Annotated in this window: 23 protein-coding genes, 1 tRNA gene and 1 other RNA gene; 4 read left to right on the top strand and 21 right to left on the bottom strand. The window is 70.4% G+C overall.

The genetic code is table 11. The features are described from left to right. The 5 genes from RAC69_RS06720 to ffs form a co-directional block, all read right to left on the bottom strand. Positions 1-1221, bottom strand: coding sequence for an acetate/propionate family kinase (locus tag RAC69_RS06720; protein WP_375086030.1), 1221 nt, complete (start codon positions 1219-1221; stop codon positions 1-3). After that, a complete protein-coding gene (pta, locus tag RAC69_RS06715) occupies positions 1218-3335 on the bottom strand; it encodes a phosphate acetyltransferase (RefSeq protein ID WP_375086028.1) in 2118 nt (705 codons plus the stop codon). Before pta ends, RAC69_RS06720 begins: the two co-directional genes overlap by 4 nt. Positions 3336-3385: 50 nt before the next feature. Further along, positions 3386-3961 (bottom strand): hypothetical protein, encoded by a 576-nt coding sequence (locus tag RAC69_RS06710; protein WP_375086026.1) that lies wholly within the window; start codon positions 3959-3961, stop codon positions 3386-3388. A 101-nt stretch (positions 3962-4062) separates the two neighbouring features. Next, on the bottom strand, positions 4063-4683 hold the full coding sequence (locus RAC69_RS06705) for a rhomboid family intramembrane serine protease (RefSeq protein WP_375086024.1): 621 nt from the start codon (positions 4681-4683) through the stop codon (positions 4063-4065). Positions 4684-4723: 40 nt separating this feature from the next. Then, positions 4724-4820: signal recognition particle sRNA small type (ffs, locus tag RAC69_RS06700), an RNA gene on the bottom strand. Between the two features lie 89 nt (positions 4821-4909). Here ffs and RAC69_RS06695 point away from each other — a divergent pair. Genes RAC69_RS06695 through RAC69_RS06685 form a run of 3 tightly spaced genes read left to right on the top strand, consistent with a single transcriptional unit; the run spans position 4910 to position 9357 of the window. Continuing rightward, complete coding sequence (locus tag RAC69_RS06695) at positions 4910-5899, top strand: MoxR family ATPase (protein WP_341933686.1); 990 nt, start codon at positions 4910-4912, stop codon at positions 5897-5899. A gap of 13 nt (positions 5900-5912) precedes the next feature. Continuing rightward, positions 5913-7127 carry a DUF58 domain-containing protein gene (locus RAC69_RS06690; protein ID WP_375086135.1) on the top strand — a complete coding sequence of 405 codons (1215 nt, stop codon included), beginning with the start codon at positions 5913-5915 and terminating at the stop codon, positions 7125-7127. Next, positions 7114-9357, top strand: coding sequence for a transglutaminaseTgpA domain-containing protein (locus tag RAC69_RS06685; protein ID WP_375086022.1), 2244 nt, complete (start codon positions 7114-7116; stop codon positions 9355-9357). Before RAC69_RS06690 ends, RAC69_RS06685 begins: the two co-directional genes overlap by 14 nt. A gap of 30 nt (positions 9358-9387) precedes the next feature. Here the strand turns inward: RAC69_RS06685 and RAC69_RS06680 are convergent, their stop codons facing one another. The 12 genes from RAC69_RS06680 to mpaB all read right to left on the bottom strand — a co-directional run bounded on the left by RAC69_RS06680 (position 9388) and on the right by mpaB (position 19068). Continuing rightward, positions 9388-10278, bottom strand: coding sequence for a rhodanese-related sulfurtransferase (locus tag RAC69_RS06680; RefSeq protein WP_375086020.1), 891 nt, complete (start codon positions 10276-10278; stop codon positions 9388-9390). Between the two features lie 60 nt (positions 10279-10338). Next, positions 10339-11073, bottom strand: a complete 735-nt coding sequence (locus tag RAC69_RS06675) for a hypothetical protein (protein WP_375086018.1) — start codon at positions 11071-11073, stop codon at positions 10339-10341. Continuing rightward, positions 11070-11798: an ABC transporter permease gene (locus RAC69_RS06670; RefSeq protein WP_375086017.1), complete on the bottom strand. Its 729-nt coding sequence runs from the start codon at positions 11796-11798 to the stop codon at positions 11070-11072. The genes RAC69_RS06675 and RAC69_RS06670 overlap by 4 nt, the downstream gene beginning before the upstream one ends. Beyond that, complete coding sequence (locus RAC69_RS06665; protein ID WP_375086016.1) at positions 11795-12511, bottom strand: ATP-binding cassette domain-containing protein; 717 nt, start codon at positions 12509-12511, stop codon at positions 11795-11797. Before RAC69_RS06665 ends, RAC69_RS06670 begins: the two co-directional genes overlap by 4 nt. A gap of 12 nt (positions 12512-12523) precedes the next feature. Next, positions 12524-14191 (bottom strand): daptide biosynthesis intramembrane metalloprotease, encoded by a 1668-nt coding sequence (gene mpaP / locus RAC69_RS06660; protein WP_375086014.1) that lies wholly within the window; start codon positions 14189-14191, stop codon positions 12524-12526. After that, positions 14178-15005 (bottom strand): daptide-type RiPP biosynthesis methyltransferase, encoded by an 828-nt coding sequence (gene mpaM / locus RAC69_RS06655; RefSeq protein WP_375086012.1) that lies wholly within the window; start codon positions 15003-15005, stop codon positions 14178-14180. The genes mpaP and mpaM overlap by 14 nt, the downstream gene beginning before the upstream one ends. Before the next feature lie 104 nt (positions 15006-15109). Next, entirely contained in the window at positions 15110-15229 is a 120-nt protein-coding gene (gene mpaA3 / locus RAC69_RS06650; protein WP_375086010.1) for an MpaA3 family daptide-type RiPP, read from the bottom strand. Positions 15230-15264: 35 nt separating this feature from the next. Further along, positions 15265-15378: an MpaA2 family daptide-type RiPP gene (mpaA2, locus tag RAC69_RS06645; RefSeq protein ID WP_375086134.1), complete on the bottom strand. Its 114-nt coding sequence runs from the start codon at positions 15376-15378 to the stop codon at positions 15265-15267. A 49-nt stretch (positions 15379-15427) separates the two neighbouring features. Next, a complete protein-coding gene (mpaA1, locus tag RAC69_RS06640; RefSeq protein WP_375086009.1) occupies positions 15428-15562 on the bottom strand; it encodes an MpaA1 family daptide-type RiPP in 135 nt (44 codons plus the stop codon). Continuing rightward, positions 15552-16748 (bottom strand): daptide-type RiPP biosynthesis dehydogenase, encoded by a 1197-nt coding sequence (gene mpaC, locus RAC69_RS06635; protein ID WP_375086007.1) that lies wholly within the window; start codon positions 16746-16748, stop codon positions 15552-15554. Before mpaC ends, mpaA1 begins: the two co-directional genes overlap by 11 nt. Further along, on the bottom strand, positions 16745-18004 hold the full coding sequence (gene mpaD / locus RAC69_RS06630; RefSeq protein ID WP_375086005.1) for a daptide-type RiPP biosynthesis aminotransferase: 1260 nt from the start codon (positions 18002-18004) through the stop codon (positions 16745-16747). Before mpaD ends, mpaC begins: the two co-directional genes overlap by 4 nt. Further along, positions 18001-19068, bottom strand: a complete 1068-nt coding sequence (gene mpaB, locus RAC69_RS06625) for a daptide biosynthesis RiPP recognition protein (protein ID WP_375086003.1) — start codon at positions 19066-19068, stop codon at positions 18001-18003. The genes mpaD and mpaB overlap by 4 nt, the downstream gene beginning before the upstream one ends. 138 nt (positions 19069-19206) lie before the next feature. Between mpaB and RAC69_RS06620 the strand changes: the two genes are divergently transcribed. Continuing rightward, a tRNA-Ser gene (locus RAC69_RS06620) sits at positions 19207-19294 on the top strand. A 161-nt stretch (positions 19295-19455) separates the two neighbouring features. Here the strand turns inward: RAC69_RS06620 and RAC69_RS06615 are convergent. The 4 genes from RAC69_RS06615 to RAC69_RS06600 all read right to left on the bottom strand — a co-directional run bounded on the left by RAC69_RS06615 (position 19456) and on the right by RAC69_RS06600 (position 23362). Further along, positions 19456-20058, bottom strand: coding sequence for a GNAT family N-acetyltransferase (locus RAC69_RS06615; protein WP_375086002.1), 603 nt, complete (start codon positions 20056-20058; stop codon positions 19456-19458). 32 nt (positions 20059-20090) lie between these two features. Then, on the bottom strand, positions 20091-20720 hold the full coding sequence (locus RAC69_RS06610; protein WP_375086001.1) for a phosphatase PAP2 family protein: 630 nt from the start codon (positions 20718-20720) through the stop codon (positions 20091-20093). A gap of 31 nt (positions 20721-20751) precedes the next feature. After that, positions 20752-22116 carry a multidrug effflux MFS transporter gene (locus RAC69_RS06605; protein ID WP_375085999.1) on the bottom strand — a complete coding sequence of 455 codons (1365 nt, stop codon included), beginning with the start codon at positions 22114-22116 and terminating at the stop codon, positions 20752-20754. 91 nt (positions 22117-22207) lie between these two features. Further along, positions 22208-23362 carry a cystathionine gamma-synthase gene (locus RAC69_RS06600; protein ID WP_375085997.1) on the bottom strand — a complete coding sequence of 385 codons (1155 nt, stop codon included), beginning with the start codon at positions 23360-23362 and terminating at the stop codon, positions 22208-22210. Positions 23363-23415 lie beyond the last annotated feature (53 nt).

Here is a 23415-nt window from a genome sequence, read left to right as displayed (position 1 = left end):
TCAGAGCATCCGCGAGGTCTGCCTGGCGATCTCGAGCTCCTCGTCGGTCGGGACGACGAGGACGGTCACCGCCGAGGCGTCCGTCGAGATGCGCCTGATGCCCCGGCGCCGCTCGACGTTGCGGCCGTGATCGATCTCGACGCCCGCGAATCCGAGCGTCGCCATGGCCTCCTCGCGCACGGCGGCGGCGTTCTCGCCGACGCCCGCGGTGAAGGAGATCACGTCGACTCCGCCGAGCTGCGCGATGTACGCACCGGCGTACCCCCGCAGACGGTGGATGTACACGTCGAAGGCCAGGGTCGCCGCGGCATCCCCCTGCTCCCGTCCGGCGAGGATGTCGCGCATGTCGCTGCGACCGGCGAGCCCCTTGAGGCCGCTGCGGGTGTTGAGCAGCGCGTCGAGGTCGTCGATCGAGTAGCCGGCACGGCGGGAGAGGTGCACGAGGGCCGCGGGGTCGAGGTCGCCGGAGCGGGTGCCCATCACGAGCCCCTCCAGCGGTGTGAGCCCCATCGACGTCTCGACGGATCGGCCGCCGTCGATCGCGGTGACCGAGGCGCCGTTGCCGAGGTGGAACACGAGCTGGCGCAGCGAGGCGGGGTCGCGGTCGAGGTAGGCGGCTGCCGCCTCGCTCACGTACTGGTGGCTGGTGCCGTGGAACCCGTAGCGGCGCACCCGGTGCTCGGCGGCGAGCTCGGCGTCGATCGCGTACGTGTACGCGGCGGGCGGAAGAGTCTGGTGGAACGCGGTGTCGAACACCGCGACATGCGGCACATCGGCGAACACGGCCTTCGCCGCGCGGATGCCGGCGAGGTTGGCCGGGTTGTGCAGCGGCGCGAGCACCGCGAGCTCCTCGATCTGGGCCTCGACGTCCGGAGTCACGAGGGTCGGCGCGTAGAACCGCGCTCCCCCGTGCACGACGCGATGGCCGACGGCGGCCGGCGGGTGCTCGTCGAGCGAGGGGCCGTGCTCGGCGAACTGCTCGAGCATGACGGCGAACGCCTGGCGGTGGTCGGCGACGGGGCGCTCGTCCTCGGAGGTCGCGTCGAGCATCGTCACGACGGCGTCGCCCGCGGCATCCGGCCGAACGGTGTGCGCGATCGCGCTGACGTCCTGCCCGATCCGCTCGATGAGGCCGCTGGCGAGCTCGCGCTCGTCCTCGATGTCGATGAGGCTGTACTTGAGCGACGACGATCCGCTGTTGATGACGAGGATGGTGGTCATGAGTCGGCCTCCTGCGCCTGGATCGCGGTGATCGCGACGGTGTTCACGATGTCGTCGACGAGTGCTCCCCGCGACAGGTCGTTGATCGGCTTGTTGAGCCCCTGCAGCACGGGGCCGATCGCGACGGCACCGGCCGACCGTTGCACGGCCTTGTAGGTGTTGTTGCCCGTGTTGAGGTCGGGGAACACGAACACCGTCGCGCGTCCGGCGACCGCGGAGTCGGGCAGTTTGGCCTTCGCGACCGCCGCGTCGGCGGCGGCGTCGTACTGGATCGGCCCCTCCACGAGCAGCTCGGGCGCCCGTTCGTGCACGAGGGCGGTGGCCTGGCGCACCTTGTCGACGTCGGCGCCCGTGCCCGACTCCCCCGTCGAGTACGAGAGCATCGCGATGCGCGGGTCGATGCCGAACTGACGAGCCGTGGCCGCCGAGGAGATCGCGATGTCGGCGAGCTGCTCGCTGGTGGGATCGGGGATGACGGCGCAGTCGCCGTACACGAGCACCCGGTCGGCGAGCGCCATGAGGAAGACGCTCGAGACGACCTGCACCCCCGGCTTGGTCTTGATGATCTCGAACGAGGGGCGGATGGTGTGCGCCGTGGTGTGCGCGGCGCCCGACACCATCCCGTCGGCGAGACCGAGGTGCACCATCATGGTGCCGAAGTACGACACGTCCGTCACGGTGTCCGCGGCCTGTGCGAGCGTGATGCCCTTGTGGGCCCGCAGCCGGGCGTACTCCTCGGCGAAGCGCTCGACGAGCTCGGGGTCGGTGGGGCTGAGCACCTGCGCCGCCTCGATGTCGACGCCGAGCTCGACCGCACGAGCCCGCACCGCCGCCTCATCGCCCAGGATCGTGAGATCGGCCACCTCGCGCGCGAGCAGGGTGGCGGCGGCGCGCAGGATGCGGTCGTCGTCGCCCTCCGGCAGCACGATGCGCCGCCGGTCGGCCCTCGCCCGCTCGATCAGCCCGTACTCGAACATCAGCGGTGTGACGACCTTCGACTCGGCCAGGCCCAGCTGCGTGGTCAGCTCCGCGACGTCGACGTGGGTCTGGAACAGGCTGAGAGCGCGGTCGTAGCGGCCGCGCGAGTCGGGCGAGATGCGTCCGCGCGCGCCCATCACACGCACCGCCGTGTCGTAGGTGCCGAGGTCGGTGGCGATGATCGGCACGGTCGAGGTGAAGCCGTCGAGCAGCTGCACGATCGGATCGGGCAGCGGGAAGGGACCGTTGAGGATGATCCCCGCGACCCGCGGGAACGTGCCGGAGGCGTCGGCGAGCAGCGTCGCGAGCAGCACCTCTGTGCGGTCGGCGGGGATGACGACCACGGCTTCCTCGGTGAGCCGGGGCAGCACGTTCACCATCGACATGCCGGCGACGACGATCGTGAGGGCCTCACGGCCGAGACGGTCGGGGTCTCCCTTGATGAGTCGTCCGTCGACGGCGGAGAGGATGCCGCGGATCGACGGCGCGACGAGGGTGCGGTCCTCGGGGAGCGCCCACACCGGGGTGGTCCGCGCCGGACGGAGTGCGGCGACCGCCTGCTCGATGTCGCCGAGGCGGTCGGGATCGGCGCGGTTCACGACGATCGCGAACAGCTCGGCGCGCTCGACCTCCAGCTCCGACAGAGCGAGGGCGCCGATCTGGCCGACGGCCTCTGGCGTGCGGGCCGTGGTCGTGCCCAGCTGCTCGGCCTGGCGCTGCTGGTCGCGGCCGCTGAGGACGAGCAGCACGGGTGCGGCGAGGTTCGCGGCGATCCGAGCGTTGTACCCGAGCTCGGCGGGGCTGGCGACGTCGGTGTAGTCGCTGCCGATGATGACGACGGCGTCGCACTGCGCCTCGACGGCCTTGAAGCGGGCGACGATGGTCGAGAGCGCCCGGTCGGGGTCGTCGCGGACGTCGTCGTAGGTCACGCCGATGCAGTCGTCGTAGTCGAGCTGCACGCCGTCGTGGGCGAGCAGCAGCTCGAGCACGTCGTCGCGTTCGGCGACCGAGCGCGCGATGGGCCGGAAGACACCCACGCGCGGTGTGACGCGCATGAGCGCATCGAGCACGCCGAGGGCGATCGTGGACTTCCCGGTATGGCCTTCGGCCGAGGTGATGTAGATGCTCTGCGCCACGGCTCCAGCCTAGGCGCACCTCCCCTTCCGGAGCCTGGATGCGGGGCGGATCAGCAGGGCTGCGACATCGCGTCGACGACCGCGACGGCATCCTCCGTGTAGCGCGTGTAGTACGTCGGGTCGAGGTTGACCTGCTCGCGGTGGATGGCCAGCGAGCGGTCCATCGACTGCCAGTCGGGCACGCGGGCGAGACGCCGGTAGAAGAGCGTCGCGGCGGTCGCCGGGTCCATGCGCTGCTCGACGCTGCCCCACCACTCCTGCTGCTGGAAGAGCCCGATGCTCGTGGTCCTGCTGCCGTCGGGGTTCGTGAACCCGCTCGTCTCCCAGTCGCCGTAGTCGATGTTGTGCAGGCTGCTCTCGCCCGTCGCGGTCATGACGCCGAGCACCTGGCCATCGCGGCCGAAGCCGAGCGCGGTCGCCGTCTGCATGATGGTCGCGGCGTTCTCCAGCTGCTCCCCCTCCCAACCGGCGACGCCCGCCTCGGGGTAGGTGCTCGGATCTCCGAGGCAGATCGCGAGGGGCTTCTCCTGCGCGAGGCCGAGCGGGATGAGGATCGCGGCGAGCGCGACGGCCACGACGCCCGCTGCCGACAGGGCGATCCGTCGGAGGAGGCGCCTGCGCTGCATCCTGCGCTGTGCGCGGCGACGCGGGGTCGGTCGACGTCGCGCACGGGAGCGCCGGCGCTGCGTCGCCGCCCGGCGTGCTCGCGTGCGACGCGCTGTCGACGTCATGGCCGCCCGCGTCCGCCGCTCGCGCTGCGTCCGATGAACGCGGCGAGCCCTCCGCCGATCGCGCCGAACAGGTGCGCCTGCCAGGAGATGCCCTCGCGCACGCCCACCACGCCGGCGAGCATCGATCCGCCGTAGAGCGCGATGACGATGACGGCGATGACGGCGTAGAGGATGCGGTGCGACACCCGTCCCGGCGCGAACACCCGCAGCACGGTGTAGCCGAAGTACCCGAACACGAGTCCGGAGGCGCCGACGGTCAGCGTCCCCGGCGCGTTCAGCAGCCAGGTACCCGCTCCCCCGATGACGGCGGCGAAGGCCGTGACCGCCCAGAACCGGCGGGCGCCCTCGACCGCGACGAGGCAGCCGAGCACGAGGAACGGCACCGAGTTCGCGATGAGGTGCTGCCAGTTCGCGTGCAGCAGCGGTCCGACGAACACCCCGGGCAGACCCGACGGGTTCCACGAGCGCAGGCCGAAACCGGTGAACGACCCGGGGAGCACGGCATCCGCGAACTGCACGAGCCACATGGCGGCCAGGAGGAGGATCGGCGAGGCGAAGCGGCCCAGCGCACTGCGGCGCGGGGAATCGGCGGTGCTGGTCACATCTGGCCTCGTCACGTCTCGATCCTGACAGGACCGGCAAGGAGGACGCTGACAAAAAAGTGACCCTCCGCGCACCCAGCAGAGCCCGGTTACCCTTGCTGCGTTTCCGCCCTGGGGGAATTGGCCTGGATGCCGCCACGCGGAGAGCCGTCTGCAAGTCTAACCGATGCGGAGCCCGTCCCCAGCCGCGCGGGTTACGATCGGTTCACGCGCACCGCAGCGCCCACGCGAGAGGGAACGCATGCCAGACAATCCGCCCCCGAGCCCGACGGTCATCGACGCCCAGGAATTCGCCGCGCAGACGTCCGCCATTGTCGGCTCGATCGGTCGGGTCATCGACGGCAAGCCGGATGCGGTGCGCAGTGCCCTGGTCTGCCTCCTGGCCGAGGGTCACCTGCTGATCGAGGACGTGCCGGGCGTCGGCAAGACCATGCTCGCCAGGGCGCTGGCGGCGAGCGTCGACGCCACGGTCCGGCGCATCCAGTTCACCCCCGACCTGCTGCCGGGCGACGTCACGGGGGTCAGCGTGTACAACCCCGTCGACCGGGAGTTCGAGTTCAAGCGTGGCGCGGTGTTCGCGAACATCGTGATCGCCGATGAGATCAACCGGTCGTCGCCGAAGACCCAGTCGGCGCTGCTGGAGGCCATGGAGGAGGGTCAGGTCACGGTCGACGGCTCGACGCACCTGCTCCCGGATCCGTTCCTCGTCGTCGCCACCCAGAACCCTCTCGAGATGGAGGGCACCTACGCACTGCCCGAGGCGCAGCGCGACCGCTTCATGATGCGCATCTCGATGGGGTACCCGGATGCCGCGGCCGAGGCCGAGATGCTGCGGCAGCGCGACACGGTCAATCCGCTCGCGTCCGTGACCGCTGTCGCCGACGCCGCCTCGATCACCGCGCTCATCGCGTGGGCGCGCTCGGTGCATGTCGCCCCGGCGATCGAGGAGTACACGGTCGCCCTCGCGCAGGCCACCCGCGTCGATCCCAGCCTGCATCTGGGCGCCAGCCCGCGCGCGACGCTGCAGCTCATCAGGGCAGCGAAGGTGTGGGCGGCGCTCGACGGACGCGACTTCGTGATCCCCGATGACGTGACGGCGCTCCTGATCCCCGTGCTCGCCCACCGTCTGCTCCCCGCGCGCGGCGCGCACCGCGCCGGAGCGCAGCCCGTCGAAGCGGCGCTGCGGCAGATCGCCGATCGCGTGCGCGTGCCCGTGGCCGTGCGCTCCTGACCCGGACTCCGTGATGCCCCGCCGCCGGATGCTGACGCTGCGAGGCACGGGTGCGCTCCTCGCCGGCCTCGGCTGCATCGTGGCGGCGAATCTCGTGGGTGCCGCGATCCTGCTCTACGTCGGAATCCTGCTGCTCGCGCTGACGGGGTTCGCGCTGCTCACCGTGCGGGCTCCCCGTCGCTCCGGCTCGGTCACCCGGCAGGTGTCGACCGACCTGATCACGGTGTCGGAGACGTCGCGCGTGACCCTGCGTTTCGCCCTGCGCGCGCTGCGTGTGCCGCGCGGCCTGTGGCGGGACGAGCTGCCCGACGCGGTGTCGGGTGATGCGGCCGGCGAATATCCGCCGGAGACCGGGCAGCTGACCTATCTGCTCACGGGGGTGCGCCGCGGAGTGTGGCCGATCGGACCGCTCGTGCTGCGCACGGTCGATCCCTTCGGACTCGCCCAGCGCGAGCAGGCCTTCGGTGAGACCCGCACGGTCACCGTCGTGCCGGAGGTGTTCACCCTGTCGCCGCTCACCGTGAAGGTCGGCGCGGCAGGGGGCACCGCGCAGACCTCGTCGAGCCGGCTCGGCCAGGGCAGCGACAACCTCTCCCCGCGCCGCTACATCCCCGGCGACTCGATGCGGCGCATCCACTGGAGGGCGACCGCGCACCGCGGCCAGCTCATGGTGCGGCAGGAAGAGGAGGAGTCGAGCCCCGACGCGCTCGTCGTCCTGGATCGGAGCGCAGCGCGGTGGCGGAGGGCCGACGATGCGGCCGATCCGGCCTTCGAGGCGGCGGTGGCGCTGTGCGCCTCGGCCGCCGTGCACCTCATGCACGAGGGCTACGGCGTCGACGTGATCGACAGCGCCGGTGCGCTGCTCGGCACGCTGCGCGGTCACGAGGACGACCGCGACGGCCTCCTGGTCGCGCTGGCTCTCGTCACTCCCCGCGGCGATGCGCGCGACCTGGCAGCGCTGGTGGGCGGTACGCCTCCCGGCCCCCTCGTCTACATCACCGGCGAGATCGACGAGGAGGATGCCGCGCTGCTCCGCCCGGCCGGAGCCGCCGCTCCGATACTCTTCGCCACGACCCCGCTCGAGGGAGCGGCTGCCGCGGCCGCCCAGCACGGCTGGCGCGTGGCCACCCTCGGCGACGACATCGCCGAGGCCTGGGAGGACGCACTGCCCGACCGCCTCAGCGGCGCGCCCGTCGAGCCCGAGGGGTCGTCCGATGCCTCGCGCTGAGGGTCGTCCGACTCCCGCCTGGCACCGCGACCGGGAGCTCCCCGGGAGCGTCGTCGCGTCGTCGGTGCTCGCCGGCGCCGCAGGCCTCGTGGCGATGTGGCCGTTCACGTCCGTCATCCGTCCGGGAGCCTGGTCGGCCACCGTGCTCGTCGTCATCGTGCTGACCGCCCTCACGGGGATCATCGCGCGGACGCTCCTGAAGCACCGGCGCGCATGGGTGCGCGACCTCGTCGCCCTCGCCGCGCAGCTCGTGGTGGCGATCGCCGCGCTCACCCGGCTCATCGCGGGAGAGACCGCGGTGTTCGGGCTCGTCCCCACCGACGCGACGATCCTCACCTTCCGAACCCTCGCCGCCGCCGCCGGCGAGGAGATCGTCTTCGGCGCTGCGCCGCTCGATCCCTCGCCCGGCCTGCAGGCCGTGATGGGGCTCGGGTTCGCCGTCGTCGCGATCCTGCTCGACCAGCTCGTGGCGCAGCGCGGCGCGATCATCGCGTTCCTGCTGACGGCGGCCATCGGCGCCATGCCGATGATCGTCACGGTGAGCGGCACGGACGTCGTGTGGTTCGTCATGCTCGGCATCCTGCTGCTCCTGCTGCTGCGGTACACCGCCGCACAGCATCCGGAATCGCCGCGGCGCACGTCGACCGCCGTCGCGGCGGGCGTGGGCGTCGCGGCGCTCGCCGCCACCGTGATCGTGGCCCCCGCGCTGCCCGTGTCGACGGCGCTGGCCGGCACCGGGACGGGCGTCACGGTCGATGCCTCGCTGCGTCTGGGCGACGACCTGCGCCAGCCGAATCCGGTCGAGGTGCTCACGCTCGCGACCACGGCCGACACCGCCCCGTATCTGCGTCTCACGACCCTGTCGCGCTTCGACGGCCGCGTGTGGGAACCGGACCGGGGAGGCTTCGAGCCCCAGGACGAGGGGTTCGGACCCGACGAGTGGAGCCCCGAGATCGCGGTCGAGGAGCAGAGCACGTCGATCAGGGTCCTCCGCGTGTCCAGCTCGTGGCTGCCCGTGCCGTACCCGGCGACCGAGCTGCAGGGCGTGCCGTCGTCGTGGCGGGTGAGTCAGGAGAACCGCACCGTGGCCTCCCGGAACGCCGACGCGGTCGGCAACGACTACACGGTACGGTCGCTCGAGGTCGACCCCACCCTCGAGCAGATCAGGGCGACACCGGCCGCTCCTCTCGTCGTCGACCCCGACGAGGAGGCCGTCGAGCTGCCCGCCGTGATCGGCGAGACCGCCGACGAGGTGACCGCGGACGCGACCAACGACTACGACCGCCTCATCGCCCTGCAGTCCTGGTTCCGCAGTCAGTTCTCGTACTCGCTGGAGACTCCGGTGGAGGAGGGCTTCGACGGCACGGGCGCCGACGCGGTCGCGCAGTTCCTCGATGTGAAGTCCGGCTACTGCATCCACTTCGCCGGAGCGTTCGCGCTCATGGCGGAGAGCCTCGACATGGAGGTGCGGATCGTCGTCGGCTACCTGCCCGGCGCACTGACCACGACCCAGCGCGGCGAGGATGCCGTCTACTCCGTGTCGAGCGATCAGTTGCACTCCTGGCCGGAGGTGCTGTTCCCGGGCATCGGGTGGGTGCCGTTCGAGCCGACGGCGTCGCTCGGCATCCCCACGGCGTTCGCCGCCGGGTCCACATCGGGCGGGGGCAGCACCGGCACGACGCCGGACGCCCCGTCGGCAGCGCCCGAGGCACCGCAGACCACGGGTCCCGAGGTCGAGCGTCCCGACGCGGGGGACAACGCGGGCGCCACGGGTCAGCTCGACCGACTCGACCCGACGCCCCCGCTTCTGGCGACGGTCGGCGTTCTGGTCGTGGTGCTGCTCCCGGCGCTCGTGCGCCTCTCCCTTCGCAGATCGCGGCGCACGCGCGCGCGTCGCGGGGACGCCGGCGCGGCGTGGGGCGAGCTGAGGGCGACGATGCTCGATCTCGGCATCGCGGTCTCGGATGCCGAGTCGCCGCGCATGCGGGCCGCCGACCTCGTGCGGGACAGGCGGGTCGGGGCCGACGATGTGCGGGTGCTCACGGACGCCGTCGAGCGGGCGAGCTACGCGCGCCCCTCGACGGAGAAGGCGGATGCCGTCGACGACGCGCTCGGCCGGGTGCTCGCCGATCTGCGACGCAGCGTGTCCCGCCCGGCCCGCGTGCGGGCGTTCCTGCTCCCCCGGTCGCTCTTCGCGACGCGCGGAGCCGACGCGCCACTGCTCGCCTGATCCCCGGTTCCGCTGCGCGGAGCGAGACCGTCAGGCGGCGTGCACCTGACAGCGGACCGCGTCGCACGCCTCGCACACCACGAACTGGGTGCGGCAGGAGGGATCGAGACAGTTGGCTGTGCGCTTGGTCGAGGCGCCGCATCCCTCGCAGACGCCGATCACGGCGGCGTGATCGGAGAAGTCGACCGATCCGCGCCTGTCGAACACGTAGAGCGACCCGTCCCACAGGCCGTCGTCGCCGTACGTCTCGCCATAGCGGACGATGCCGCCCTCGAGCTGGTACACCTCGCCGAAGCCGCGTGACGTCATCAGGCTGGAGAGCACCTCGCAGCGGATCCCGCCCGTGCAGTAGGTGACGATCGGCTTGCCCTTGAGATCGTCGTAGGCGCCGGAGTCGAGCAGCTGCACGAAATCGCGGGTCGTCTCGGTGTCGGGCACCACCGCACTGCGGAACCGGCCGATCTGCGCCTCGAGCGCATTGCGGCCGTCGAAGAACACGACATCGTCGCCGCGTTCCTCCACCAGCTCGTGCAGGCCCTCCGGGCTCAACCGGACGCCGCCTCCCACGACGCCGTGCTCGTCGACGCGGAGCTCTCCCGGCGCACCGAACGAGACGATCTCCTCGCGCACCTTCACGCTGAGCTTGGGGAAATCGAGGCTGCGGCCTTCAGCGTCGACGCCGGTACCCTCGCTCCACTTGAGGTCGACGTCGCGGAACGGCGCGTAGGAGCGGAAAGACCTCGCCCAGCGCTTCAGCACCGGCAGGTCGCCGCCGAGGGTGCCGTTGATGCCGTCCTTCGAGATGATCAGCCGTCCGCGCAGGCCCAGGGCCTCTCCGAGATCGCGCTGCCACACGCGGATCGCCTCAGGGTCGGAGAGCGGGGTGAACACGTAGAAGAGCACGATCTTGGGGGTCGCCACCCAGCGATCTTACGTCGCCCTCGATCACAGGCGGTCGATCGCTTCTTGTCGGTTCGACGCTCAGTTCAGATCCCGCCTCACGAAGAGTGCTGCGCCTCCGAGGAGGCTGAGGGCCACCCAGGCAGCGGCGATCACCGTCGCCACCGGTGAACCGAGCCGGTCTCCGTCGGAGAGCCCGACGGCGCGGACGTCGAAGTCGAGCGCTTCGAGCATCGTGAGGAGCGGCAGGTGCGAGGCCACGCCCGGCCAGACACCGACGATGAGCGGGGCTGCTCCCAACGAGAGCGGCGCGACGAAGAGGGCGACGAGATGAGACTGCACGACGAGACCGACACCCAGGCCGTACAACGCCGCAGCAGCACCGAGCACCAGCGTGCGTCCCACCGTGGCCGGGTCCACGGGGATGCCGCCCATCGCCACCACGAGCGCCGCGTGTCCCCCCATGATGCTCGCCAGAGAGACGCCTGCCCCGGCGATCGCCGTCGCCGGCATCCTCGCGAGAAGCACGACCCGCCGGCGCTGCAGCATCAGCCGTTGCGCGATCACCCCATCCCGGAGATCGATGGTGTAGCGGAACGAGCCGTAGACCGCGGCGAGCACGCCCCCGTACACCGCCAGGATGGTGCCCAGCGGTGCGGCGAGCGCCGCCCGCTCGGTGCGCGACGCCTCGGTCAGCTCCGCCGGCACACCCGTGGCGATCATCAGGGACATGCCGACCGCCGCCACGAGCATCCAGAGCAGCACGACATCGCGGAACAGGCTCGACGCCTGCATCCGGAGAGCCCGTACGATCACATGCGCCTCCTCGACGCGGCCCACCAGGCCGTGATGATCAACACGAGAGCCCACGCGACAGACACACCCAGGGCGGGCACGAAGTCGAGCATCCGGTGCTGCTGGTCGGGCGCGCCCAGCGCCGCCAGCGCGAGCCCCGGCGAGAACCGGGCCACCTCCGGCACCGCGCGAAGCATCGCGAAGTCGAGAGCGAGCGGCACCAGGATGATGAGCCCAGCCGCCAGGTAGTAGTTCCGGACGATCCAGCCGATCGCGACGCCTATCGACGCCCCCAGGGCCGCTCCGAGCACGGCGCCGCCATATACCCGCCATGCCCCGCCCTCGAGGGACAGAGCGAGTCCCTCGCGGTGCAGGAGGACACCGACGATCACTGTCCATGCTCCGAGGAGACCGACGACCAGGACGAGACCCACCACCACTCCGGCGAGGATCTTGCCCCAGAACACACGCACGAACCCGACGCCGGTGAGCGTTCGCCCGAGCGACGCGTAGTAGCACTCCCGCGTGACTCCGTACGCCCCGACGAAGGCAGCGGAGACCCCCGCCCACGCGAGCGGCCCGAGAAGGCGCGTCGTCGCCGCGCCCGCGTCGATGCCGGCGAGATCGAGCCTCCCGCCGTCGGACAACAGGACGAACACAGGCATGAGGACAGCGACCAGATAGATCGCGACCACGGACGTGCCGCTCAGCCAACGCAGCACCTCGCTCCGGACGACGTTCGTCATGCCGTCGCCCCCTCGACCAGGTCGAAGTATCGACTCTCCAGCGACTCGCCGCCGCCGCCGACGAGGTCTTCGAGCGGACCGGTGAACAGCACGCGACGCTTGATCACGACCACCTGGTCGACGATCTGCTCCAGCTCGCCCAGCTGGTGGCTGGAGACGAGCACGGTTCCGCCTCGGGTCGCGAACGCCCGAAGGAACCTTCGAAGCCACCGGATGCCATCGGGGTCCAGACCGTTGGCGGGCTCGTCGAGGATGAGCGTCTGTGGAGAGCCGATGAGAGCCGCAGCGAGGCCGAGTCGCTGCGCCATTCCGGTCGAGAACGTCCTCACCCGTCGATCACCCTCCCCGGCGAGGCCCACCTCTTCGAGCACCGCATCCACCCGCGCCCGCTCGGCTCCGGTCGCGATGCGGCAGATCTCGAGGTGCCTTCTCGCCGTGATCCCGCCTTCGAAGCCGAAGCCGTCCATGTGCACACCGACGTGGGAGGCGGGATCATCGAGCTCGTCGAAGGGAACACCGTCGACGAGGCTCTCTCCGCTCGTCGGCGCTTGGAGTCCGACGATCGATCGGAGCGTCGTCGACTTCCCCGCTCCGTTGGGGCCGAGGAGCCCGACGACCGCCCCCGTGGGGACGACGAACGACACTCCCTCGACGGCCGTCCGCCGGCCGAACCGTTTCGTGAGTCCTCTGACCTCGATCGCGTGCTTGTCCATTTCGATCCTTTCCTACTTGTCACTGAGAAGCGACGACAGCGGCTCCTCCACTCCTGTCGCCCAGAGCGCGCCCCACACGCTGCGCACACCGTGCTCGACCCGCGCCTTTCCGACATCGACCACATCGCTGGCGCCCTCGAGGTGGACGCGGGCGATGACCTCCGCCGCGATCGTGGCGCCCGGCGCCGTCACCGGCAGGAAGGCCTCGAGCGGCGCCGGGACCGGCCGCGGTGACGTGGGCTTCGCCGTCCCCCGGGCGATCTCGACATCCCCGAGGATGCCGTTGGTCATCAAGACCACCGACGCCGCGCCCTGGAGGTCGGCAGGGCGCGTCGTCTCGGCCTGGACCAGCGCCACACGACCGCCCTCCATGAAGAAGCCGTAGGTCGTGGAGAGCGGCACGGTGATCAGCGAGCCCGCGGTGGCGACGCCCATGAGCAGAGCGACGATGACCGTGCAGAATCGGAGGCGGGACGCCCCAGAGCGGAGTACGCGCCGGAGCCCCCGGAGGAGCAGCACGGCGCCGACCGACACGACGCCTGCTTCCACCGCGACGACCAGCACTCCTCCTGCGGGGCCTCCTCCGGCGAGTGCGTCGGCGATCCTCGCGACAGCCATCAGCACCAGCACGATCGGTGTGACGATGCTCGCCAGGCCGAACGGCACACTCCACCACCGATCGAGATGCTTGTCCTCAGGCTGGACGCCGAACAGCAGCCGCGAGATCGCGCCAGTGGCGTCTCGGATGGACCGGTCGCGGAGGTTCGGCTCGTCCAGCGCGCTCATGAGCGCGAGGTAGCCGTCGAAGCGCACGAAGGGAATGAGGTTCACGAGGACGATCGCGGCGCACGAGAGGGCGAGAAGGAGGAGAACCGCGTCGATCTCCGGTGTCGTCACGGTCAGCGCGACGATGATCGCTCCCGCGCCGACGGCACCGTGAATCGCCGGTCCGGCGAGAGCGACGGCGACGCGCTGGCGCCGATCGCGCAGGCGCCAGCCGTCCGTCACATCGACGAAGAACGCGGGCGCGAGATAGAACAGCATGATCCCCGCGCGTCGCGGGCGGCCTCCGAATCGCGCAAGGGTCAGGCCGTGCGCGCACTCATGCAGAAGGGTCAGCGCGGCGAGCGCGAGGACGAGGACCACGAGCTCCGTCAGCGACACGGGTGAGACGAGGGTGTGCCAGAGTTCGGGCGTCTGAGGGACTGCCGAGACGATTCCGGCGACGAGCAGAACGGCCAGAGGCACGAGCACGTTCTGGGCTCTGGCCGGGGCGGCGAAAGCCGTCAGGCGATCGAAGATCGCCGGCGCGTGCAACGTCGCGAGTTGGATGGTGAGGGGCGGCCGGAACGACACCCGTCCCGGTGGCGTCTTCGACGAGCCGTCCAGCAGACCGCTCGCTCGAAAGCGTTCGATCAGATGCAGAAAGGAGTCGGCGGATTCCGCTGCCGCGAACCGGCGTTGGAGTTCGTCGAGCCTGCTCTGCCCATCCAGTGAGGTGAGGAGTTCGACCACGGCCGAGGAGACTCGCGACGACGGCACCCCGTGGATCATCGTGACCCACCGATCTCCGCTCGTGCGCTCGAATGTCACTCCTCGGGCGAGCCGTGGTCGCGTGCCCGCGTGGAGCGGCGTATCCGGACGGCTTCGGGAGCCGAACCGGAAGCTAGGCGGGGACACGATCGTCCCCGCCGCCTGTGCCGCCGGCCGCGGTCGTCGTGAGGAGGTCGATGTCCTCGCTGCCGTGCGAGCGGACTCGAGAGATCCGTGGCGCACGGAACCCCGAGGCGATGAGCTCTTCCGCGAGCTCATCGCAACCGAGCACGCGGAGCCTGCTCGTGAGCACCGTCACGTCTCCGCCAGCCGCCAGGTCGGATGTCCGTACCCAGTTGACCAGGCGGGTCCGACCCTCATCCTCGATCTGCTGAGCGAAGAGATACTCCTCACCGCCGTTCGGTCCAGGAATCCGGATCTCCTGCTCGCGCGGCGTGGCGAGCATCTCAGCCGAGGCGCCTGCGGCCACGGTGAGAGCGAAGATCCCGTCGTCCGCCAAGTGGCGCTGCACACTTCTGTACAGACGCGACCTTCCCTCGCGGTCGAGCAAGGTGATGGAGGTGGCTCCCAGTATGGCGAGCGCGTATCGGCCGGCGAGCCGGAAGTCGCGCATGTCGCCGACCACGCACCTCACCTGTGGCTCGCCCGGCAGCGCCCGATGGAGATGGGCGAGCATGTCAGCGGAGAGATCGAGTGCAGTCACCCGGTGCCCCGATCTCACCAGCGGGATCGTCAACCTGCCCGTTCCGGCGGCGATGTCGAGGATCGGTCCGTCCGTGCTGCGCGCGAGCGCGATCACCTCGCGGATCTCCGCCCGATCGGCCCCCACGAGGTGCTGGTAGAAATCGGTGCCGACGCCTTCGTACAGATCGATTCCCCTCCCCGTCGCTCCCGCGGCGGTCAGACGTGTTCGTACGGCCGCGGTGATGAGGCCTGACATCTGCTCTCCTCCTTCCTTGTCGACGACTCGTGTGTCTGCAGATACGGTGAGGGTCCGGCGGTGCGGGCGCGTTCGCGCCCGCACCGCCGTCCCGCTCGCGATCGTCAGGTCGCGATCGCTGCTGCCCCGCCGATGATGGCGATGATGTAGCTGGCGTGCTCCCACCACTCCAGCGGCGCGTCGATGTGGTCGAGCTCGAGGAACTCCAAGGCGTCCGTGTGCATGTGTCACCTCCTTTCCCTGTTCGGAGCGCGGTCCTCTAGGTGAGGGCGAGAATCCCGATGATCACTCCCGCGGCGAAACCTCGAGTCCAGTCGAGTGAGTCGTCAGGGGCGTCCATCGGCTCGAGTTCCGTGAACTCGAGCTTCGGCATCGCAGTGTGCATCTGTGTCCTTTCGTTGATGGCCGGGTGCCGGTCGGAATCAGGTCGCGGCTGCTGCGCCGATGCCGATGAGGATCAGCGCGCTGCCCACACCCTGGTAGAAGCTCTCCCAGCTGGGTGCTTCCATCGCGTCCAGATCCTCGTATCGGAGGAAAGCGTCGTCTTCACGGTTCATGTGTGTCACCTCCCCTCACGGGCCTGGGGCCGCCATCGGCGGCGCCGCTCCGGTCGCTCCACGCCGAGGCACGGAGCACGTCGCGGAAATCCTGCGGACCGAGGCCCGCCAGCATGGGACGCCCGGCTCCCCATGCGCGCATCGTGGCCACGGCGATGCGTTCCAGATCGCTCTCCGCCGGGGTGGGCGGTGGGGCGATCGCCCAGCGCTCGATGAGCTCGGCGATTCCCAGAGCGGGATGGCCGGGGAGCGACGAGGAGCTCGCGACGTCAGACCAGAAGCGCTCCAGGCTCACGCGATCACCCCAGCGGGAGTCGCCCCCGCAGACTCGCTGCCAGACGACCGCTATGACCGCCGCCGTGGCCGCCATCTTCCTGGCTCCGAGGACGAAGGCGACCTCGTTCGCGACGTACCAGTGACGCGGCGCGTACCTGTCGTGTCCGCGCAGCGCGGCGGTCCGTTGCGTCGCGGCACTCAGGCGTGCCAGGCGGAGTCTGGTATCGCTGCTGTCCACCTGCTGATCGCCCGCCTCGAGGATCGCTCTCGCGATGGCCACCGCGTCGGCTCGCGCCCGGGCGCTTCGGCGCGGGCTGGTCGACGCCCCCGCCAGCCGGAGGAACGCTTCGAGAGCCCCTTCGCGCACGGACGCGGCGGGGAGCGTCGAGAGGTTCTCCGGGTCCAGGAGCGCGTGCCTCGGCACGAGCGCGCGGCCGATGACGAGCCGGTGCCCCTGGTCGTTCGTGAGGATTCCCACCCCGTTCGTCTCCGAAGAGGTGCCGATCGTCGTGGGCACGGCGACGATGTCGACGGGCGGGGGAACGTCCGGCAGGAAGGTGAGCGCCTCACGGGACGCCCGCTCGACGGCGAAGTCGAGAATCCGCTCCGGGAGAAGTGACAGGGCGGCGAGCTTGGCCGCGTCGAGCACCGTGCCGCCGCCCACGGCCAGAACGACCTCGGGGCGCCGGATCGCGACGTGTGCGGCGATCTCGACGAGCGTGCGCACGTCCAGGGAGGACGGGTCGACCTCGACGACGTCGACCAGACGGGCGGGAGGCTCGAGAACGCGTATGGAGCTGTCGGCGATCACGAGGGTTCTGCGATTCGCCGTCAGCCGACGCATGATCCGCCGGGCTACACCCCTCCCGTGCCATAGCGTGGGGAGGCGACCGCGGAATCCGCTCGTCATGGCGCAGCCGCCCTCATCTGGGCCAGGCCCGCTCTCACGCCCGCCTCCATCTCGGCGAGGTCGGCAGCACGGAACCCGTACGCCGGGATCAACCCGATCGAGCTCGGACCGGGTTGCACACGCACACCATGGGCGGCGATGGCTGCGACGACATCGAGGACCTCCGCTCCCGACAGTTCCTCGCCGTGAGCGGTGCGCAGGCTCAGTCCGAGGAAACAGCCCCGTCCCCGCACCGCATCGACCGATCCGTCCGCCCGCAGCGCTTCCGCGACTCGTCCGAGCTCGGCGGCGAGTGCGTTCACGGTCCCGATCACGTCGATGCGTTCGAGCTCGTCGATGACCGCCTCGACCGCCGCCGCGCACGCGGGCGTTCCCGCCTGAGTCTCGCCGTGCACGAACGTCCATCCTCCGCGAACGAACTCCGTCGAGATGCGGGGACCGACGAGAAGAGCAGCAGCCCCGGCCACCCCGTTCGTCAGCGCCTTGGAGAGGATCATCACGTCGGGGGCGGCGTCCCAGACCTCGCTGGCGAACATGCGTCCGGTGCGGCCGAACCCGGTCGCGACCTCGTCCGCGACGACGAGGAACCCGTACTCCTCTCTCAGGGCGAGAAGGCGTGAGACGAAGGCGTCTGTCAGGGGATAGGCGCCACTCCCCAGCAGCGGCTCGACGACGACCGCCGCGACCCTGGCTCCCTCACGCCGGAGCAACATCTCGAGCTCCTCGCCGTCGTCGGCGTGCGCCACGTGCCGAACGGAGCGCCGGTCGACGGCGTACGCCTCCTGCAGGAGGTCGTCGCCGCTCAATGCGTGGCTGCCGTACATCGTGCCGTGATAGCTGCCTCTCAGACCGACGATGACCGATCGGGACGCGACACCCCTCTGCGACCAGTACTGACGCGAGAGCTTCATCGCAGCGTCGTTCGCCGCGCCTCCGGACGTCGAGAAGATCACTCGGCGGTACTTGACCGGGTCGGCGATCGTCAGGAGCCGTTCGGCCGCCCTCTCCGCGTATCGGTGTGGCGCGCGGAACAGCGTTAGGTAGGACGCGGCGCGCGATGCGCGGCTCACTGCTTCGAGCACGGCCGGGTTGCCGAATCCGAGGGGCACGTTCCACAGGCCACTCGTCGCGCACAGCTGGGACGACCCGTCGGCGTAGGTGACCCGGTGCCCCACGGCGCCGACCGCTGTCTGGCTTCGGGCGAATACGGTGTCCGCCGGCACCATCGACGTCCACAGCGCAGGAGGGGACGTCATCGAGCCACGGCCTTCGATGCCTGCCCGGAGGTCTTCGACGCGCCGAATTCGATTCCGAGCGCCACCCGAGCTTCGTGGCAGAGGCGGCGCGCATCGGACGCCGCGATCGCAAGACGTCCCGCCAGTCGTTCACCGGCGAGCTCCGCCGAGGCCGAGGTCTGCGTGGCATCGACGACGGCCGCCGTGAACGGCGACAGCGCGCGGCGACGTCGTGAATCGACCTCGGCGAGCACGAAGCCCGTCGGGGTTCGGAGGAGGAAGGGCGCCGAAGCGCGCGGTTCGGCATCCGCCCCGCCATCGTCCAGGAGCCTCCACCCGAAGCCGGAGATCGTCGCCCGGTCGGTCGCTCCCAGCATCTTGAGCAGATCGGCAGCTCGCAGGTAGCGATCGAGCCGGCCCTGAGTCGGGTGATCGTCGACGAACGGATCGGTCGACGACGCATCGCCCGACGCCGCTCCCCGCGGGACGGGGAGGCCGATCTCGCACGGCGAGGACGAGATGTCGCCGCGCACATCGCCTCTCATCCCCACGCAGAATCGGCCATCCGCCCTGACTCTGATCGCCGTGGGCGTGTGCATCTCGTGGGGACGCGCGAGTCCCGAGCGATTCGCCAGGACCACTCGCGGGTCGAGGAGCACTGACGGAAAGACGCCGGTGCGGCGCGCGAGCTCGGCATCATCGAGGAAGGCCCGCCGTCCTGCAGCGTCGACGACGACGACCACGGTCGGACCGACGAGCTGCACGAAGGCGGCGGCGATGTAGTCCTGGAGCTCGACGGTGCATTCGGCCAGGAACATCTCGTCGCCCGGCTCGTCCAGCCGCCCGCTGTAGCGGAAGACATCGGCCGCGCTGGCTGAGGACTGAGCGCCCTCCGGAAGGAGAACCGCGTCGTGCGACTCCGCCATGTCCAGGACAAGACGATCCGGACCATGCGCATCGACCAGGTACACGCGCGAGTACCGCCCTCGCTCCCCCGTCGCGTACTCGCGAAGCGCTCGCGCGCCCCCGATCTCCGACCCGTTCACGTCGACCCCCGATGCTTCGCGACGCTGTTGCGTCTTCATATGAAGCTATACAGACCTCATCGAGCTATCAATATATTCCGTGCGACGCGCATGACGGGGCGGCGGTGCGCACCTCGCTGCACGGTCACTGGTCGTCGACCAGCGGTCCGATCGGATAGACTGGTCCGGTTGTTCCCTGGTGACGTGTCCGAGCGGCCGAAGGAGCACGCTTGGAAAGCGTGTGTTGTGCAAGCAACCGCGGGTTCGAATCCCGCCGTCACCGCCAGACGACTGAAGGGCCTCACGACGTGGGGCCCTTCAGTCGTCTCTCGAGCACTGCAGGATCCCGGAGCCCTGAGCGCAGCGAAAAGCGCAGTCGCGCTGTCACCGCCGCACGGCGGAGGGGCCCACGAGACGGGGCGCCTGGGACGTCTTCGCCCGCTGCAGCTATCGCGCGAACGTCACGCCGTAGCTCTGGCCGCCCGGCTCTGCGGGGAGCGGCGTCATGCCGAGGCGCTCGTAGAAGGCGGCGGCGCCGGTGTTCTTGGGGTCCATTCCGAGGTGCAGGGCCGGAACTCCGCGGCGGCTGAGCTCGCCGAACAGCGTCTCGATGAGTCGCCGGCCGAGACCCTGGCCCTGCGTCTCGGGCAGCAGGTCGACGTGCAGGTGCGCGGGGTAGTCGGCGGCCAACGCATTGGTGCCAGGCGCCTGTCGGTAGCCGTACTCGACCATCTTCTCCTCGCGGGTGGAGGGCTCGTCCGTCCGCGGGTACTTGGCCGTCAGCGCAGGCCACCATTCGTCGCGGAACCAGGCCTGGAACGCCTCCGTGTCGTCGGTCGCGACGATGTAGCCGATCACTCGCTCGTCATCGGCTTCGACGACCCACGCGAGATCCGGGTGCCGCTCGGCGTACGGCACGGCGAAGAGGTCGCCCCACAGCGCGTCGTCCGAGAAGATGCCGGTCGCGTCCTCCCCGGCATCCGCCGTCTTCACGCACACCTCGTACAGGGCGGCGCGATCGGAGGGACGATACGGGCGGATGCGGGACACGACGACTCCTCGATGAGTGCTGGGGGACGTGGTCAGCCTATCCGGCTCGGGATGCGCTTCGACGTCGTTCGCGCCCACGGCAGCATGATGGCGGCGACGAGCAGCACTGCACTGGAGCCGACGAGCGCTCCGCCGACCGTGTCGGTCGCCCAATGCACCGAGAGCAACGTGCGCGACAGCGCCATGGCCACGATCCAGAGGGCGCCGACGATCGCGACCCACAGCCGCGGGAAGAGCAGGTAGAGCACGATCGCGATCGTCGCGGCGTTGGCGGTGTGACCGGAGGGGAAAGACCCGAAATCGCTCACCACGATCATGTCCTCCGGACGAGCACGCCCGAAGAGGTTCTTCAGCAGCTGCACGAGTGCGGCGCTTGCGAGGAACGCCACGGCCGCGAAGACAGCGCCGCGCCAGCGTCGAGCCAGGAGCAGCGCGATGATCACGAGCAGCGGCACCGCGAGGATCGCCACCCATCCCCCGCCGATGTGGTCGAGCACCAGGGCGCCCGTGAGCATCCAGTCGGCGCGGTTCTCGACGATCTCGCTGTTCCACCAGCTGTCGAACCCCGGAGGCTCGGTGTAGCCGAACACGATCACCGCACCGAGGGCCGCCGCCGCCGCCAGCAACCCGATTCCCCACCACAACAGCGTTCGTGATCTCATCGGACCATTCTGCCGGGTGAATCCCGAAGGTTCAGGGAGCGAGCATGCCGACGCTCCGTGGCCGCACGATGAGCCAGAGCGATAGGACGGCGATCGCAGCGCATCCGACCATGACGGATGCCATGGTCGTCGCGGTGATCCCCGCGCCCTTCGAGATCCACCCGACGATCGGAGAGATCAGTCCGGCGACACCGAAGTTCGTGGCCCCGATCACCGATGCCGCGGTTCCGGCCGCCTTGCCGTGACGGTCGAGGGCGAGCACCTGGACGTTCGGGAACGTGAAACCGCACGCCGTCATGAAGAAGAAGAGCGGCACGACCGTACCCCAGAGGCCGAGGCGGAGCTGGTCGGTCACGATGATCGCCGCGCCCGCGAGCAACAGCACCGCGGTCGAGTACGCCATCACCCATTGCGGCCCGAAGCGCGCGGCGAGACGGGAGGCCGTCTGCACCCCGAGCACGACTCCGAGCGAGTTCACGGCGAAGAGCAGACCGTACTGCTGCGCATCGAGGCCGTGGGTCTGCTGGAAGAGGAACGGCGAAGCCGACAGATACGAGAAGAGTCCGGAGAACGTCATGCCGCCGATGATCAGCACGCCGATGAACACCCGGTCGGAGAACACCGAACGATAGCGCTGCAGGACAGTCGCTCCGCCCTTCTCCTGGCGCCGGGCGACGGGCAGCGTCTCGGGCACGAAGATGAGCGCCGAGACGAGCATGACGACGCCGTACAGCGCCAGGACGATGAAGATTCCCTGCCACGGCATGAGCGTCAGCAGCCAGGAGCCGATGAGCGGTGCGGCGACGGGTGCCACGCCCGAGACGAGCGCGAGGCGCGAGAGCATCACGACGAGCCGGCGCCCGCCGAACAGGTCGCGCACGATCGCCATCGCGACGACGCCGCCTGCCGCAGCGCCCACACCCATCAGCACGCGCGCGCCGCCCAGCAGCGGCAGCGTCGGAGCGAACGCCGCAGCGATGCTCGCGAGCACGTGCAGCGCGGTCACCGCGATGAGCGGGATGCGGCGGCCGACCTTGTCGCTGAGCGGTCCGACGACGAGTTGGCCGAGCGCGAATCCTATCATCGTGCCCGTGAGGGTGAGCTGCACGGCCGCCGCCGTGGTCTGGAAGTCCTCCTCCAGCACCGGGAACGCCGGCAGGTAGAGGTCGATCGTGAACGGGCCCAGAGCGGTCAGCGCACCGAGCAGCACGATGTACAGCGTCCGGCGCCCGTTCGAGATCGAGTCGCCGGGGTGCAGCATGATGGGCGCGGTCGCGGGGTTCGACCCCAGCGTGCGGATGGCGCCGGTCGCGGACGGCACGCGGATGCTGCCGGTCGCGGTGCGCTCGGGGGTGGGAGTGGTCGGCACCGAATCGGTGCGGGGCGCGTCAGACACAGGTTCTTCCGGGTCGAGGGGGAGCTGCTCGAAACGATTCGAGCGAAGCATCCATGCTACTCCCTGCGCTCCCCGGCCGCCGCCCGACGACTCAGCGCGCGATGCGCGCGAGTCCCTGTTCGAGGTCGGCGATCAGGTCGCCCGCGTCCTCGATCCCCACCGAGAGCCGCACGATGTTCTCGGGCACGGCGAGCTCCGTGCCGCGTACCGAGGCGTGCGTCATGTCCGGCGGGTACCCGATCAGCGACTCGACGCCGCCCAGCGACTCCGCGAGCGCGAAGAGCTCCGTCGACTCCGCGAAGGCCTTGGCCGCGTCGGCTCCCGCCGCGAGGCCGAGCGACAGCATCCCGCCGAATCCGCTCATCTGCCGCGCGGCGATGTCGTGCCCCGCGTGGGAGGCGAGACCCGGGTAGTAGACCTGCGCGAACTCGGGACGCTCCGCGGCCCACTCGGCCACGGCCCGCGCGTTCTCCGTGTGCTGGCGCATGCGCACGGCGAGGGTCTTGATGCCGCGCGTCGTGAGCCAGGCGTCGAGGGGCGCCGAGACCGCGCCGACCGCGAACTGCTGGAACTTCACGTCGTCGACGAAGCGGTCGTCGCCGAAGATCACGGCACCGCCGAGCACGTCGGAGTGTCCGCCGAGGTACTTCGTCGTGGAGTGCACGACGACGTCGGCGCCGAGCGACAGGGGCTGCTGCAGCGCCGGCGAGGCGAAGGTGTTGTCGACCACCGCGATGGCGCCGGCGGCGTGCGCGATCTCCGCGATGAGTGCGATGTCGACGACCTTGAGCAGCGGGTTGCTGGGCGTCTCGACCCACACGACCTTCGTCTCAGGGCGGATCGCCGCGCGCACGGCGTCCGCATCGGAGAGCTCGACGATGCTCGAGACGATGCCCCACTTGGCCAGCACCTTCGCGAAGAGCCGGTAGGTGCCGCCGTACACGTCGTTGCCGAGCACGACGTGGTCGCCGGGTGCGAGGATGCCGCGCAGCAGCGCGTCCTCGGCGGCGAGGCCCGAGGCGAAGGAGAGCGCGCGCGTTCCGCCCTCGAGGGCGGCGAGCTGCGTCTCGAGCGAGGAGCGCGTGGGGTTGGCCGACCGGTTGTACTCGTACCCATCCCGGAACTCGCCGATGCCGTCCTGCACGTGCGTGGAGGACTGATAGATCGGCGGGATGATCGCGCCGGTCGTCGGGTCGGGCGCCTGGCCGGCGTGGATGGCTCGCGTGGCGAAGGAGTGCTCGGACATGCCCTCAGCCTACGTCGGCGGTCGGGGTGCCGGCCGTCCCGTTACGCCCGGCG

It is taken from the genome of Microbacterium sp. LS_15 (genome assembly GCF_041954735.1).
Lineage (GTDB): Bacteria > Actinomycetota > Actinomycetes > Actinomycetales > Microbacteriaceae > Microbacterium.
Note: the sequence above shows the minus strand (reverse complement) of the source record. Positions and strands in the feature narration are given on the sequence as shown.